Origin of the sequence: Robertmurraya sp. FSL R5-0851, assembly GCF_038002965.1 — a bacterium.
Taxonomy (GTDB): Bacteria; Bacillota; Bacilli; order Bacillales; family Cytobacillaceae; genus Robertmurraya_A; species Robertmurraya_A beringensis.
The window spans coordinates 505,302-520,482 of the sequence record NZ_JBBOOE010000001.1 but is presented as its reverse complement, the minus strand read 5'-3'; the positions used below and the strand labels follow the sequence as shown (position 1 = coordinate 520,482).

Annotated in this window: 18 protein-coding genes and 1 pseudogene; 7 read left to right on the top strand and 12 right to left on the bottom strand. The window is 37.2% G+C overall.

What is annotated here, in order from left to right:
* Nucleotides 1-62: 62 nt before the first annotated feature.
* From MKX65_RS02705 to MKX65_RS02695, 3 genes are all read right to left on the bottom strand, one after another.
* A complete protein-coding gene (locus tag MKX65_RS02705; protein ID WP_340902171.1) occupies nt 63-650 on the bottom strand; it encodes a TetR/AcrR family transcriptional regulator in 588 nt (195 codons plus the stop codon).
* Nucleotides 651-766: 116 nt separating this feature from the next.
* Nucleotides 767-1,114, bottom strand: coding sequence for a hypothetical protein (locus tag MKX65_RS02700; protein ID WP_340902169.1), 348 nt, complete (start codon nt 1,112-1,114; stop codon nt 767-769).
* A 161-nt stretch (nt 1,115-1,275) separates the two neighbouring features.
* Nucleotides 1,276-1,785, bottom strand: coding sequence for a hypothetical protein (locus MKX65_RS02695; protein WP_340902167.1), 510 nt, complete (start codon nt 1,783-1,785; stop codon nt 1,276-1,278).
* A 192-nt stretch (nt 1,786-1,977) separates the two neighbouring features.
* Here MKX65_RS02695 and MKX65_RS02690 point away from each other — a divergent pair, with 192 nt between their 5' ends.
* Complete coding sequence (locus tag MKX65_RS02690) at nt 1,978-2,379, top strand: hypothetical protein (RefSeq protein WP_340902165.1); 402 nt, start codon at nt 1,978-1,980, stop codon at nt 2,377-2,379.
* Between the two features lie 61 nt (nt 2,380-2,440).
* Here the strand turns inward: MKX65_RS02690 and MKX65_RS02685 are convergent, their stop codons facing one another.
* Nucleotides 2,441-2,986, bottom strand: a complete 546-nt coding sequence (locus tag MKX65_RS02685) for a helix-turn-helix domain-containing protein (RefSeq protein WP_340902163.1) — start codon at nt 2,984-2,986, stop codon at nt 2,441-2,443.
* 144 nt (nt 2,987-3,130) lie between these two features.
* Here MKX65_RS02685 and MKX65_RS02680 point away from each other — a divergent pair, with 144 nt between their 5' ends.
* A complete protein-coding gene (locus MKX65_RS02680; protein WP_340902161.1) occupies nt 3,131-3,739 on the top strand; it encodes a LysE family translocator in 609 nt (202 codons plus the stop codon).
* Nucleotides 3,740-3,794: 55 nt separating this feature from the next.
* Here the strand turns inward: MKX65_RS02680 and MKX65_RS02675 are convergent, their stop codons facing one another.
* The 3 genes from MKX65_RS02675 to MKX65_RS02665 all read right to left on the bottom strand — a co-directional run bounded on the left by MKX65_RS02675 (nt 3,795) and on the right by MKX65_RS02665 (nt 5,743).
* Nucleotides 3,795-4,667, bottom strand: a complete 873-nt coding sequence (locus MKX65_RS02675; protein ID WP_340902159.1) for an AraC family transcriptional regulator — start codon at nt 4,665-4,667, stop codon at nt 3,795-3,797.
* A gap of 479 nt (nt 4,668-5,146) precedes the next feature.
* Nucleotides 5,147-5,305: a hypothetical protein gene (locus tag MKX65_RS02670; RefSeq protein ID WP_340902158.1), complete on the bottom strand. Its 159-nt coding sequence runs from the start codon at nt 5,303-5,305 to the stop codon at nt 5,147-5,149.
* Nucleotides 5,306-5,368: 63 nt separating this feature from the next.
* Nucleotides 5,369-5,743, bottom strand: coding sequence for an SEC-C metal-binding domain-containing protein (locus MKX65_RS02665; RefSeq protein WP_340902157.1), 375 nt, complete (start codon nt 5,741-5,743; stop codon nt 5,369-5,371).
* Nucleotides 5,744-5,883: 140 nt separating this feature from the next.
* Between MKX65_RS02665 and MKX65_RS02660 the strand changes: the two genes are divergently transcribed.
* Complete coding sequence (locus MKX65_RS02660; RefSeq protein WP_340902155.1) at nt 5,884-6,084, top strand: hypothetical protein; 201 nt, start codon at nt 5,884-5,886, stop codon at nt 6,082-6,084.
* A gap of 717 nt (nt 6,085-6,801) precedes the next feature.
* Here the strand turns inward: MKX65_RS02660 and deoC are convergent.
* Genes deoC through MKX65_RS02645 form a run of 3 tightly spaced genes read right to left on the bottom strand, consistent with a single transcriptional unit; the run spans nt 6,802 to nt 8,111 of the window.
* Complete coding sequence (gene deoC, locus MKX65_RS02655; RefSeq protein ID WP_340902154.1) at nt 6,802-7,473, bottom strand: deoxyribose-phosphate aldolase; 672 nt, start codon at nt 7,471-7,473, stop codon at nt 6,802-6,804.
* Between the two features lie 32 nt (nt 7,474-7,505).
* Nucleotides 7,506-7,901 (bottom strand): cytidine deaminase, encoded by a 396-nt coding sequence (cdd, locus tag MKX65_RS02650; RefSeq protein ID WP_340902153.1) that lies wholly within the window; start codon nt 7,899-7,901, stop codon nt 7,506-7,508.
* 36 nt (nt 7,902-7,937) lie between these two features.
* Nucleotides 7,938-8,111 carry a XapX domain-containing protein gene (locus MKX65_RS02645; RefSeq protein WP_340902151.1) on the bottom strand — a complete coding sequence of 58 codons (174 nt, stop codon included), beginning with the start codon at nt 8,109-8,111 and terminating at the stop codon, nt 7,938-7,940.
* A gap of 1,126 nt (nt 8,112-9,237) precedes the next feature.
* Between MKX65_RS02645 and MKX65_RS02640 the strand changes: the two genes are divergently transcribed.
* The 4 genes and pseudogenes from MKX65_RS02640 to MKX65_RS02625 all read left to right on the top strand — a co-directional run bounded on the left by MKX65_RS02640 (nt 9,238) and on the right by MKX65_RS02625 (nt 13,174).
* Nucleotides 9,238-10,293, top strand: a complete 1,056-nt coding sequence (locus tag MKX65_RS02640; protein WP_340902148.1) for an iron-siderophore ABC transporter substrate-binding protein — start codon at nt 9,238-9,240, stop codon at nt 10,291-10,293.
* Nucleotide 10,294: 1 nt separating this feature from the next.
* Nucleotides 10,295-11,329 carry a FecCD family ABC transporter permease gene (locus MKX65_RS02635; protein WP_340902146.1) on the top strand — a complete coding sequence of 345 codons (1,035 nt, stop codon included), beginning with the start codon at nt 10,295-10,297 and terminating at the stop codon, nt 11,327-11,329.
* Nucleotides 11,326-12,356: pseudogene (locus tag MKX65_RS02630) on the top strand (FecCD family ABC transporter permease). The gene MKX65_RS02635 and the pseudogene MKX65_RS02630 overlap by 4 nt, the downstream one beginning before the upstream one ends.
* Nucleotides 12,356-13,174 (top strand): ABC transporter ATP-binding protein, encoded by an 819-nt coding sequence (locus tag MKX65_RS02625; protein ID WP_340902144.1) that lies wholly within the window; start codon nt 12,356-12,358, stop codon nt 13,172-13,174. The pseudogene MKX65_RS02630 and the gene MKX65_RS02625 overlap by 1 nt, the downstream one beginning before the upstream one ends.
* Nucleotides 13,175-13,603: 429 nt before the next feature.
* Here the strand turns inward: MKX65_RS02625 and MKX65_RS02620 are convergent, their stop codons facing one another.
* Nucleotides 13,604-14,275, bottom strand: a complete 672-nt coding sequence (locus MKX65_RS02620) for a GNAT family N-acetyltransferase (protein ID WP_160548268.1) — start codon at nt 14,273-14,275, stop codon at nt 13,604-13,606.
* An 18-nt stretch (nt 14,276-14,293) separates the two neighbouring features.
* Nucleotides 14,294-14,965, bottom strand: coding sequence for a GNAT family N-acetyltransferase (locus MKX65_RS02615; protein WP_340902143.1), 672 nt, complete (start codon nt 14,963-14,965; stop codon nt 14,294-14,296).
* Nucleotides 14,966-15,181 lie beyond the last annotated feature (216 nt).

Below are 15,181 nucleotides of genomic sequence, written 5' to 3'. Positions count from 1 at the left end.
GTAGCCTAATTAATTTTTGAATAAACAGTACAAAATTATTGCAAAAAAAACAGCAAACTCAACTAATAGATGTTTGCCATAGTACCCTCGACGATTTGTTCCGCCATATCACGATTTTGTGTAGTGACGTTGAGAGTTCGTAGACCATAGTAACTACATATAAATGTCCTTGACAACTCTAGTGCCGATCTATCCGATGTGATTTCTCCGGATTCTATTCCTTTCTCTATCACACGATTGAGAACACTTTCCAGACATTCTACATGACGATTAGACCAAACCTCTACAATGGAGTCAGTTCGACCACGCTCCATAGTGGCATTAATTAAAAAACAGCCTTTACTCGAGTCCTCAAAATCCTTTTCCACTGCCCATTCCAACAGACCACGCAGTCTTTCTTTTACAGGACCAGGCTGTTCCAAAATGGCGGTTTGCACCTGAATCCAGTGCTCATGATAACGTTGGAGGGTTTGCTCATACAATTCATGTTTACTTCCAAACGTATTATATAAGCTTCCACGACCAAGCCCTGTACTGCTGCATAAATCCTCAGTAGAGCATGCTTCATACCCTTTTAACCAAAAAACATTCATTGCTGCATCAAGCACTTCAGGCTTATTAAATTCACGAGGTCTTCCACTTTTACTCATGTTGTCTCCTTTCTTAAAAAGTAATGTTAAACACAGTATATATATTTTGTAACGTTCAGTCAATAATTGAAATCACGTCCTCCATTTGAACGATACGCCTACCATTTACCCTAGAGTTAAAGACTTTTATTATTTGCATACCTTCTTCCCATTAACGAAGGTGAAAACTTTATTTTATATTTACCTCTGAGCTCTAACTTAACTTTTTCTGTTAAATAAGCACCTTGTCTGTTATGTTCCTCTTCTATTTCAACACCATTTTCAATTATTTGATCTAAGTCCCAATCAACCCATTCACCATACTTTGTTGCCCACTCGCTCAATTCTCTTTTTAGTTCATTTGAAATTGGAATATCATCTAAATCAAAATTACAGCCACATTGATTGCACCAAATAGGATCAGCTCCAACATCGCCTTCGACCTTTAACTTGTATGTTTCTTGTTGTTCACAAAAACACTTCATTTTCGGCTCCTCTGAGGAAAACTTTTTATTATTATTAGTATATATTCAACTCGATTAGTTTGCATATCCTTCTTCCACTAACCTGCTCTTAGTCGAATAAGAAAAGGCGATTTCCCTTTATAGAAGAATCCTGTCTCCATTGCTTATTTTTATAACAATCCTCATTTAATGTTTTTAACGACTTCATAATCAGGTGGAAGTTCTTTAATATCCCTTTCGTCGAAAGCTGCTTTCAGTTTCTTGGAGTCTTTCATAAAATGATATTCAATTTTCAGCTCCTTAGGAATAGTGGTAGAGGTGATTCCAGCTTTCAGGAATATATAAAAATAAACAGAGTTGCTACTCTGGCTTGGCCTTCGACAAATCATATAGGATTCTATATCACCCCATCCAATTTCAACGTTTCTTTTATCTTTCTCGACAATTACACCTGTTTCCGTCACAGTTATAAGTAATGTTGGATTTATTAATTGTTTAAACGAATAAACAACCATATATAAAAAAAGCATCGCAAATAATGAACTAAAAATCAGAACTGCCCAATAACGCCAATTCATTTCATTACCTAAATTAGAATAAATACCCGTTGCCATCATAATGAACAAAGGACCAGAAACAATTAATATGACAAACATATAAATTCTTGAATTATAAAACTTTTTCTCTTCCAACTAATCACTTCCCTTCTATTAAATTACGGCTCACTATGTAAGGAAGTTTCAAAATTTACTTCTAAGCTTAACTTGCCCATTAGTCAAAAAACCCCTTCATTACAGGAATTATTAACAAACGATATAATAAAAGCCTTTAATTTATGGGAATTATTACAAATATTTGGTAATGTATATAAAGAGGTGATTAATATGGGGCAATACACAGGACTATACGTGCTTTTGGGAATAATCTTCATAATAGTAACTCTTAATAGAAACTTGTTTTGGTGGGTTAAAGTTACTATCGTCGTTTATTACTCTATTATTTCTTATATCTTTATCACCATTAAAAATAAAATCGATAAAGAATATGAGAATATCACTCCTGTGCCAGATTCTTACTGGGATGAAAATTCCGGTTGGGTATATACGATGGTTGATTATTATTTCTGGCCTCTATCGCTCCTTCTCCTTTTTATCTATTACAAATGGTTTAAAAGCGTGCAAGGTAAGACAACAAGGCTATTAGTGTTATTAAGTATGGTTCCATCAGCTGCGATCTTTTTATTTTTTATGTTTATTTTTGGTTTTTCTTACGGGTACAGGCCATAAGGTTTGTACTTTTTATTTACATAATTGTTCATATCCTTATTAAATAAACCTGCTTATTTAGTTAAAACGCTGGTGGAGTTACCGAAAATAGAATGACGGCATTTTCAGTGAAATTATTTTCCCATTTATGTTTCATATAAGCTGGTATTTTGACACTATCACCGGTTTCTAATATATATTCTTCATTATCTAAAAACACTTTAATTTTCCCTTGTAGAACAAATGCAACTTCTTCCCCTTTATGTTCCAAAAGTTTCTCAGACGAAGATGTATTTGGAGGTACATTCATAATCGCGCTAGCCAGTGTTCCTGTAAATTCAGGCGACACTAACTCATATGAAAGGTTTTCAACAACCATTTTCTTACGATCAGTTGATCTAACAACTAAATCTTCGGTATTAGATTCTTCAAGTAAAAAACTAAAGGTGGGAACATCAAGGGCTTTGGCTAAAACCTTTAAAGTCTGAATGGAGGGATTTGCTAACCCCCGTTCAATCTGACTTAACATGGAAGGTGTTATTTCTGCTATTTTTGCTAATTCTCTACTGCTCCACCCTTTGGCTTTTCTAAATTTCTCAACTTTTCTACCAATATCTATATTTTCCATTCATTTACCCCTTAATATTAAACGTAATTTAATTTTATTAAATTATAGTTAACATAAATTCAAATCTCTGTTAAACTATACTTAACAAGTGTTAAATATTATTTTATCAAATGATGTTTTACAAGTCAGTAAGGAGTGAGGAGAATGAATGAGTTTTTTACGTTCCTAGTCCTTTCGTTATTTGTTGTTATGAGTCCAGGGATTGATACAGCACTTATTACAAAAAGGACCATTACGGACGGAAGAAAAGATGGTTACAAAATGGCTCTAGGTATTACAACTGGCTCATTAGTCCATACATTCGCTGCTGCTTTTGGACTTTCAGCTATTTTGATGCAGTCTGCTGTTGCATTCGAAACGGTTAAATACATTGGTGCCATTTACTTAATATACCTAGGATTGTCTTCCTTTATCTCAAGGAAAAAGAAGGCATCTGCAAGTGTTGATAAACAAAATAAATCCGCTTTTAAACAAGGTTTATTTTCGAATGTACTGAATCCAAAAGTTGCGATGTTCTTCTTAACATTTTTACCCCAATTTGTGAAAACAGGAGAACATGCAACCCAGCACCTGATAATAATGGGTGTGATATACACACTTCTGTCTATTTCTTGGTTTTTTATTTATGTCTTTTTTATCAACTATTTACGTGAATGGCTACTGGCTCCAAAAGTACAAAAGATCATGGATAAAGCTACGGGGCTTGTCTTAATTGGATTTGGATTAAAGTTAGCTTTAGATAAACCGAATTAAGATAGAAAAATAAAAAAAGAGCTGCAGAAACAGCTCAACGATCTAAAATTTGATTTTACTTTTTCAAAACTGGAATCCAAATTTCGCTTTTTACTGATGGTGAAGTTAAATCCTTACTTTTGATCGACAAAATTTCGGGTCCTTCTGTTACATGATAATTGGAAGATGGAAACCACTCAGAATAAATCCTTCCCCAAGTTTCCTGTAGGGTATCAGGAAAAGGACCAGTAGTTTCAAATATTGCCCATGTTAAAGCAGGAACTTCAAGTTTTGAAAAATTTTGAGGGTAGTCTTGTGTTGTTGCCACCCCAATATACTGATCAAGCTCGCCTTTTTCTTCCATACGACCATCCGAAAAGTTTGTTGAGGCTTGAATCATCCCTAGAGGTTCAACATTAGACAATTTTTTTAGTTGATCTATTTTTTCCATAGTCAAAGATTTCCACATCCGTGTAATTTCCGGGTTTTCCCCTTCAAAAATAATTGGAACTCTTTTCATAATACCCACTATGTTAAATGCGTCTTTTTGTTCGATACGGTAATTCATTTCGTTTCCTCCTCTAATTGATAATTGGAAGGTCATTGGAGGAAAAGCTTTTAATGGCTGTCCATCATTTCTTGCTTCTGATGGGGTTACCCCATGTAAATTTTGAAAAGCTCTAGTAAAGGAATCCGGTGAATTGTATCCATATTTAAGCGCAATATCAATTATTTTCAATTGACTATTTGTAAGTTCAAATGCTGCCAAGCTCAATCGTCTACGGCGAATGTATTCTGATAATGTTATACCTGCAAGAAAAGAAAACATTCGTTTAAAATGATATTCAGAACAATGAGCGACCCTAGCCACCACTTCGAAGTCTATTTCGTTAGTGAGGTTATCCTCGATATACTTCATTGAATCATTCATGCTCTTAAGCAAATCCATTATATGACCTCCTTTCATCAATAGAATAACAGGAGTTGAATGGTTCCGTCCGACATTCTGTGCACCATTTTGTCGGTTTCATCTCATCTTTTAGGTTTGTGGTAACTTGAGTAGGAATATATTAGGATTTATATAATTCTAACAATTTAAATTTTATAGAACTTTAATCTTACAGAAAGTTTGTAAATAAACGGAGATTTTCCGGTTAGACTGCAGAGTAGAGCGCTTTTCAGGGTATATAAGCGGAGGTTTTCCGGTTAAGCACAATAATATTACCCTTTTTCACGTTTTTCGAGCCAATAGCCGGAATCTCTCCGTCTATTTGGGCTATTTTCAGTGAAATTTTTTAATTAAGGGAAAATTCTCCGCTTAATGTTCAAATCTTGTGATACCCTCATCTGGGTGCTTGAGGGTCCGCTCTTATAGGGTGCTTTTCTAACTATACCCTAAAATATATTTGTCTTAAAATAGCCTAATTACTAGATACATTCCCTTATTTTTTGATTAGGTTGATATCCAGCAATCAAAAGAAGAATTGATTGTTTATAGGAGTCTACTACACGTCCTTCCATGTAATAGTTGTACCCTCTATCTAAAATAGTCTTGTTTATATAACTCTTAAAATCATTAATGTGCATATCTGTTCCCTCTTAAAGAATTTTTTTCATCTTCTTTGGTAGATTGATGCATTATTAGGGATATCAGCTACTTAAACAGCACTTTTTATACTTTTTCCCACTGCCACAGGGACATGGTTCATTTCTACCTATAGCAGGCGCAGCTTCTACAGGCTGAAGGTTAACCGTGGAGTCAGAACTGCCCTCACTCTCCTCGACATAGTCTGGAAGTAATGCTAGCTTTTTCGCATATCGTTTTTCATTAAATGGCTCATTATTTTTCATGATATAATACATTTCTTCTATAAGAATACTACCAATCATCTCTTTGGATTCACCCGCCTCGTAACCTAAATTCAATAAACGGTTGAAGGTTTTCTTTGTACATTTAGGATCATTTGCTTTTAATTGATTATCAACTGTATCGAGAATCTGAGATTTCAATCTATAGTTAACCATTACCTTATACTCCTATCATTTGTTAATTTATATGTATCTATCATTATGACACTTCCAGTATTTTTCTAACCCTTTAATTTCATGCATTCTTAAGAATGCTATACTTAACATAGTAACATGTGAAGAAGAGGGATGTATCCTTGGGGAAAAAGAAGAGTGAAAAGAAAAGAGAAAAAAGAAGAATGAAAGACCTAGAATTAGAAGCGTATATAGAATCCGATGAAACCTTCGCCTTCATTGCAGGGTATACCGAAGGCGGCGCTCCTTATGGGATTACACATGAGGAAATGGACGAATATTCTTCATTAAACAACAAGAAAAAAATTCAATCAAACGTTTGATTGAATTTTTTTTACTATTATCCTCTTTCATCTTCTACTATAGAAGCAACATCTCTGTTACATCTGTGCATTTCCCGCACCAAGCATTGCCTAGTAGGCTTTTTCACATCTCATTCGGAATAGAAAGGCACTAATCACCATACCTTGTCTAATTCTGTGAAACTCTGTTTACTGATTTAATGTTACTTTTTTGTTCAATCACATAAACTAATTCCTCGATAATATCGTTTAACCTCATTTGGCTAGTATCTTTACCTAATATAATGGTAGTTTTATTACATAATTTTTTCTCCTGTTCAGTCATTCCTATCCCTCATCTCTAACATGGTCTTACACTCATTATTCCCTCTTTTTTAAATTATATTCATAGTTTCGAAGTTTTTATTGAACAATAAAACGATTTTCTCCATGTTTCGCCTCCCAACCCCTTTAATACAATAAGTAAAACTTATTAAAGAGAGTATGATAGGTAGTCTCTTTTAGGATTAATATTGAAATAACCTATGGAAATCCAATTGACGTCGCCGGTCCTGGTGGAGATAAAGGTCCATTATACGATAGCTTATATCGGAAAGATCCAAAAGGCCACTGAGAGGATCTCGGTGGCCTTTGAACTGTCTATTAGCAATACTTACTCATTTTTTTGCCTATAAAAATAAAAGGATTCTAGGATGTGCCACAATGTTACATGAGTTCCTGAACCTGTAATTAAATGCACTAATATGCACTGTTTCCTGTTTCACCTTGGACAATCGCCACACTAGAACTTGCTCCAATACGTGTCGCACCTGCTTCTACCATTGAATCTACACCCTCTCGGTTACGAACACCACCTGAGGCCTTCACTCCGATTTCCGGACCAACGGTTTCACGCATGAGTTTTATATCCTCAACCGTTGCTCCACCAGTCGAGAAGCCCGTTGATGTTTTCACATAATCAGCTCCTGCTTTTACAGCAAGCTTACAAGCTCGGACCTTTTCCTCTTCACTCAGTAAACTTGTTTCAATAATTACTTTAACTAGTGCTTTCCCATCTGCTGCTTCCACTACTCCACGGATATCCTGTTCAACAGCATGATCATCACCGTCTTTTAATTTACCAATATTGATGACCATATCCACTTCATGAGCACCTTTTTTAATTGCGTCTTTCGTTTCAAAACTTTTTGTCTCTGTAGTCGTTGCCCCTAATGGAAAGCCAATGACTGTACATACTTTTACATCAGAACCCTTTAATAATTCGATTGCCGTTTCTATCCAAGTAGGATTTACACAAACGGAGAAAAATCCATGTATTTTCGCCACTTGACAGAGAACTTCCACCTGATCCTTTGTAGCATCGGCTTTTAATAGTGTATGGTCAATCATGTTTGCAATATTTTTCGTCATTCGTTTCACCTTTCCTTTTGGAACTTATTTGTTTATGTTAAATCCTCTGGAGAAAATGCTCCTGGTATTAGTTCTTTAACCGTCATTTCCTCTACGTCGCCCTTTAAGTTCGTTAAAATCACTGCCATATCTGGATCACATAGCTCTGAAATCACTTGGCGACATGCACCACAGGGTGGAATTGGACGATTGGTATCTGCCACAACAACAAGCAGATCAAATTCCTTGTCTCCTTTTGCATAAGCACTAAAAAGCGCTGTACGCTCAGCACAATTACACATCGAATAGGCTGCATTTTCAATATTACAGCCATGGTATACCTTCCCATCTTTTGTTCGTAGTGCCGCCCCCACCTTAAACTTTGAATACGGAGCATAGGCCTTCTCTCTTGCTTTTTTTGCTTCTTCAAACATGAATGGATGATTCATCCTTCCTCCCCCTTTCTCTTCGAGTTAGTTCTTCAATTATGAGTTTGTAAAAGTTTTAAAAATAAAATCGACTAGTACACCACCGAGGTATACACCGAAAACTCCTAATACACCTGCAAGCACAGGTGGAGCTGGTAATGGTAGACGCAAGAACTTAAAGACAACCCCTATTACAATTCCTGCAAAAATACTTAAAAGTAACTCCTTCATCTTCATTCTCCTTCTTTTCGTAAAAATAAAAGTCTTGACGTTGTAGGATGTCCGACATCTAATGGTAAAAGTCAGGCCACTCATTGGGCCCTGTTTTCTATTGATAAATAATGTCATAGTGTAAAACTTTAAAATCATATATTTATAATTTTGTAGAAAGCGCTTACTAATTCTTCTAAAAAAATTTCATTGTCTCCTTTATTAACGGGACATTCGTTATCAGACGTCTGATAACTATAAAACAAAAAAATTTTGATGAAAAAGTATTTGGTTACTTTTCATCTTTGTATCCCCTTTCATTTTGTTGGATGACTTTTCTCTCACATTATAAAGGTAAGAGGTCTAACAACTCAACACTTTTTTTTTTGTAAATAATAACCGGTTTGGAAACAAAGACAGCCTAAATACACCTTACCACTAGAAAAAATTCAATCAAACGTTTGATTGAATTACCTCCAAATGCTCTAAATCAAGCTTTCTCATCACCAGTCAAGGATACTTATATACAAAAAGAGAACAAATCATAGTTTGTCCTCTTCTTATACTTCACTTATATGAATAATCCGTGAATCGCCCCAAGCAGTGTGAATATAAGAATATGGCCACTGCCTCCCCCTCTTGAAATAAGCGGAGAAATTTCTCTTATATAGGAAATTGCACGGAAAAAAGCTAAAATAGGCGGAAGGATTCCGACTATTGACTCGAAAAACGTGAAAAAGAGGAATTTTTCTTTGCTTAATCGGAAAATCTCCGCTTATATACCCCGTACCGAGCTCTATTCTTGAGTCTAACCGGAAAACCTCCGCTTATATACCCCGTACCGAGCTCTATTCTTGAGTCTAACCGGAAAACCTCCGCTTATTTCTTACCTATGGCTGGTTTATGTTTCCTCCCCTTTTAAACTCTAAGAAAACTTAACAAACAAGCTATCAATCCTTCTTGAATCAATGCCTCGTTTGTTAATTTTCTTGACGGCAATATCCTGTAATGTGGTTATATCCCAACCAATATAGTTGTAGCTTGCGTTCCTCTAAAAATATTTTATTGACAACCTATTAATGAGCAATTACACTGATGATAGTGATAATCATTATCAACTAAACTTATTATAGGAAGGATACATACAATGATTGCAAAACAAAAATTCTCATTATTCTTAACATTACTACTTGTTACGCTTATGACGGCACTAGTTGGTTGTTCAGCTGAGGAAACAAATTCAACTGAAGAATCTAGTACGGAAACAGCTGGTTCCGAGGAAGCATCAACCGAATATCCAATCGTAATTAAGCATGCACTTGGAGAAACGACCATTGAAGAAAAACCTGAAAGAGTGGTTACCATTGCATGGTCAAATCATGACGTTGCTCTTGCTCTTGGTGTTGTACCTGTAGGTTTCTCAGCTGCAAACTATGGTGTTCAAGATGATAGCGGAATGTTACCTTGGACGGCAGACAAATTAAAAGATCTTGGTGCAGAAACACCAACTATTTTCCAAGATACGGACGGTTTAGATTTCGAAGCCATTGCTGACGCTAGCCCAGATGTGATTCTTGCCGCATACTCAGGTATTACTCAAGAAGAATATGATACATTAAGTGAAATTGCACCCGTTGTTGCCTATCAAACTAGCCCTTGGGTAGCTTCATGGCGTGAGCAAGTGACATTCAATGCAATGGGTATGGGAATGGAAAAAGAAGGCGAACAACTGATTGCTGATACAGAAAAATTAATTGAAGAGAAAGTAAATGAATACCCTGAAATTAAAGGGAAAAAGGCTGCATTCGTAAGTATTAGTGCCGCTGATTTATCTAAGTTCTACATCTACTCACCTGGAGATCCACGTGGTGCATTCCTTTCTGAGTTAGGGATGGAATACCCTGAAAGTATTACAAGTCAAATGACTGATCCAAATAGTTTCTATATAGAAGTAAGTGCAGAAAATGCAGATATGCTTAACGATGCTGAAATTTTAGTATCCTATGGTGATGATAATACACTTGCCGCTCTACAAGCTGATCCAATCCTTGGGAAAGTTCCAGCAATAGAGAGAGGTTCTGTGGTCATTATTGGAGATAACACTCCACTTGCAGCAGCAGGAACGCCAAATCCACTGGCCATTGAATTCTCCATTGATGAGTACTTAACTTTACTCTCAGAAGCAGTTAGCAAAGTTCAATAAAATGAATCATACATCCGTTTTAGAAAATAAGCAGTTACTTTTACCGAAACATTTCATAAAAGTACTTGTACTTTCTATTGTCTTACTCGGTATATGTGTATTGGCTTCTCTTGCTTTTGGATCTCGTATAGTTGGATGGAATGAGCTTATAGATGGCTTATTCCATCCTGAAGTACAGAGTCATGGGGCCAATGTTGTCCGCCAAAGAATAGCTAGAACCGTATTTAGTATTATGTGTGGGGCTGCATTGGGTGTTTCTGGCGCTCTCATGCAATCAGTCACTCGTAATCCTATTGCAGACCCTAGTATATTAGGAGTTAACACAGGTGCAGCACTATTCGTTGTTTGTGGAATTTCCTTTTTTAATATTGGTACTGCTGGTCAATACATTTGGCTTGCCTTAGCAGGAGCAATCATAACTGCCATTTTTGTATTCGGAATTGGTTCGATGGGGAGTGGCGGTGCCACGCCCCTTAAACTAGTTTTAGCGGGCGCTGCTACAAGTGCGGCGTTGTCATCTCTTGTCATGGCCATTATGATTCCCCGCTCAAACGTGATGGATCAATTTAGATTTTGGCAGGTTGGTAGTGTTGGAGCAGGAAATTGGAACTCTATCTCTCTTTTTATTCCTTTTCTTATTATCGGAATACTCATAGCCCTGTTCTCTGCTCCAGCACTCAATGCAATAGCATTAGGTGATGAAGTAGCTACAGGATTAGGGGTACGTACTGGAACACTTAGACTGGTTGCTGCTTTTGGAGGCGTGCTACTATGTGGTGTAGCAACCGCACTAGCAGGTCCTATTGGTTTTATCGGTTTAATTGCCACACATGTGATTCGACTCCTCATCGGTCCTGATCTACGATACATTATTCCGATGTCAGCGTTATCAGGTGCCATTATATTAACCATCTCCGATGTATGTGGTCGAATTCTAGGAAGTCCTGGTGAGCTTGAAGTGGGTGTCGTGACCGCATTTATTGGGGCTCCTATATTAATCTTAATAACTATGAAAGCGAAAATGCGTGCCTTATGATGAATGAAACGATCAACCTTATTATGGTAGGTAGAACGAAGAGACGTCGTCGTTTTTCCTCGTCACATCCATACTTGCAATCATTGCCTTTGCCCTTTGCTGCACGATGCTGATGCTAGGAAATACGATTTACCCTGTTTCCGATGTGATCAGTGTTTTACTAGGTGAAAAAGTAAAAGGTGCCTCCTTTTCAGTGGGAACCATACGCTTTCCAAGAATGGTAGCAGGTGTTTTTGCCGGATTTGCTTTTGGTGTAGCTGGAACGGTATTTCAAACGATGCTTCGTAATCCCCTTGCCAATCCAAATGTTATCGGAATCACAGCTGGTTCAAGCGCTGCTGCGGTTTTTTGTATTATCGTTCTTCAGGCAAGTACTACCTTTGTTTCCATTGCTTCTATTATTGGTGGACTTGCAACAGTAATTGTTATTTTTCTATTATCAAAAGGTACTTCTTTTTCCATTGGCAGATTAATATTAATAGGCATTGGCATTCAAGCCATGCTAAATGCCATCATCTCTTACTTATTAATGATTGGCCAGCAACATGATATTCCTACTGCCATGAGGTGGTTAAGCGGTAGTCTAAACGGGGCTAAAATGGAGACTCTTTATCCTCTTATGATAACGGTTCTTATCTTCGCCCCCATTATTATCTTGCTTGGTAAACGATTAGATATGTTAGAGCTTGGAGAACAAGCAGCAACTTCACTTGGGGTTGATACGAATCAGACACGGCTTATTCTTGTGATCAGTTCCGTACTTATTATTGCGTTAGCTACCGCTACAACAGGACCCATTGCCTTTGTCGCCTTCCTATCCGGACCTATCGCAAAAAGACTCGTTGGTGTTGGATTTTCAACTATTGTCCCAGCAGGTCTTGTTGGCATCATTTTAGTTTTAGCATCAGATCTTATCGGACAATTCGCATTCGTTGCTAGATACCCTGTAGGTGTCATCACGGGCATACTGGGAGCGCCATACTTGATCTACTTGCTAATCCGAATGAATCGAAAGGGAGATTTATAATGAAACCTATACATGCTTTTCAAGCTGAAGGAATCACTGCTGGATACGAGAATAAAACCATTTTACATGATGTAAGTATTTCCATACCTAGTAACAAAATAAGTATTATTATTGGCGCCAATGGTTGTGGTAAATCTACATTACTTAAGACAATGGCTAGGCTTATTAAACCGATCTCTGGGCAAGTGACCCTGGGAGGAAAATCCATTCAAAAAATACCACCCAAACAGCTGGCCCGTGTATTAGGCCTTTTACCACAATCACCGATTGTACCTGAGGGAATTACCGTTGCAGATTTAGTTGGACGAGGAAGATTTCCACACCAAACCTTCCTAAAAGGCTGGTCAAATAAGGACTATGAAGCCGTTGGTGAGGCAATGGAAACCATGAAAATCACCGAATTCGCCGATCGACATATTGATGAGCTTTCAGGTGGTCAAAGACAGCGCGTGTGGATCGCCATGGCTCTAGCACAACAAACAGACATCCTGTTTCTTGATGAACCCACCACTTTTTTAGATATTACCTATCAAGTTGAAATTCTCGACCTGCTAACTGACCTTAACCGAAAATACGGAACAACGATTGTCATGGTTCTTCATGATATCAACCTGTCCGCACGTTATGCAGACCATATTTTCGCCCTACATAACGGAAAGCTAGTCGCTGAGGGACAGCCATCAGAGGTTATTACAAGCACATTAATTGAAAATATTTTTGGTCTTCATTGTACGGTCATAGATGATCCTATTTCCGGTTCTCCTTCTGTGGTACCGATTGGGCGGCATCATGTGAAAAGGGAAGTTGCTATTAGTTAACCTGAGGTTGCGCACGGACTGTGCGTAACCATTTTTGTTGTTATGAGTTAGTGGTTAGGGCGGTTTACCGCAATGAGGAACTCAACCCAGCAAAAGTAGAATAAGCGGAGACTTTCCGGTTAAATACAGAATGAAGCTCGTTTCGGGGCATATAAGGGGAGATTTTCCGGTTATGCAAAGCAAAACACCAAATTTTCACCTTTTTTGACTCAATAGGCGGAATATCTCCGTCTATTAGGACTGTTTTTTAGTTTATTTTTTACTTAAGCGGAATTTATCCGTCTATTTAACAAATAGGCGCTTAACCCGATTTCCCACCGATAAAAGCACCCACCATTTTATAAAAAAATGATATTTTCTCTCTCTTTACAAAAAAGCTTGCCGACTACTAGTCAACTCTTTGACTTAATCAGCAAGCTTTTTAATTCATTAAAAATATACTAATGCCACTTTTTCTTTTGCTTCTAAGTTTTCAATCATTGAATACCAAGTCTCTGGTTTATTTGATAAGACGGTATAATAGCGTTTCAAAAATTTCACTATTAAGTCTGTTTGCAGTTCATTCATTTCTCCATCCATTGGGAGGAAACATAGGTCTAGACCTGTGACAGCTTCTCCATCATTGTTCCAGGACGGGTGAACATATGGAAAATCCAGACGTTTGTATCCAAGGTGTGCCAGCACTTCACGACGAACATAAGGATCCATCGGCTTAACACCGCCAAATTCATAATGCTCTACACGATATGGATCATAGATTTCAGCAAACATCCCCCTCAGTTTCTTCCCATTCGCTGCTGCTAATTCATTCAGGTCTTCTAGTCTTTTATTCGCTAAAAATGGACCGATTCCCATGCCTGCTTGGCCAATAATTGTAAAATCCGTCATTGCTACATTAAAATCTTCATAATAACGGTACTCAGTTGCGCCCACTACTTTACCTTCATGAACAGCGACAAAGACACGGATACCTGGATCTTCTAACGGTTCTTTCCAAAGATCAAATTCTAGTACTTCTTCTGGGGGGAACACATCTTGCATTAATTGATGCATTTGTTTAAATAACGGATCGTTGATATTGGTAATTCTACTATATTCCATTGGATCATCTCCTTTTCATTATTTTGAATAGGAAAACGGATTTTTCCATTCCATTAGCGTGCCATAATTATTCGATTCTTCATCCTCTAAATAATTTGCTACTACTTTTACTGGTGTACGGCCGCAACGGAGGAGAAAAGTGATAACTGGATCCTTCAGCTCCCCTTTGACCACAGCATCTATATATTGTTCAGGTGACTTTTCATTCGCATGTTTGTGATAACCTGGCATCCTACCCCCACCAAGCAGTCTTTCCAACCCCAAATGAACAACAACATCATACATGGAAAACATCAGCCACTTGCCTAACCCCAATTTACGAAAAGCAGGACGGACACCTATATCGACAACGTATAGAGTATTTCCATTTGGTTTGTGGTTACGTATATAGCCATTGTCGGTTATCGCTTCCCAGGAATGTTCAGGATGTTGAGGATCAAAGTCAACGAGTAATCCCGTCATAGACCCAGCGATTTCACCATTCACCTCAATACATAAAGCGCCTTGCGGAAAAAGTGTTACATGGTTTTTTAGTTGCACATCGTTCCACCATAATTCAGATGGAAATGGAGGAGGAAAACTTTCCTGTTGAATACGAATTAAATCAGGAAAGTCCTTTTCTTCATAATTTCGGATGACAACTGGAACTGGTTTGTCTTGGTCGAAAACGAAAAATTCTTTTCGATACATGATGATCCCCCATTTCTATTTGTTCAAGCTTCTATTTTGTTTCCATAATCATTTAACCTTATTATTAGCTAGATAAATAAATTGAAAAAGTACGCACTTTTTTATTACATAGTGTAAAGAACTATACTGTAATATTTATATATTTTCCCCTACTTATTTTTTAGTATAAAATAATCTTTTCTTTTTCATAATAAAAGGAAGAATTACCATTACCAT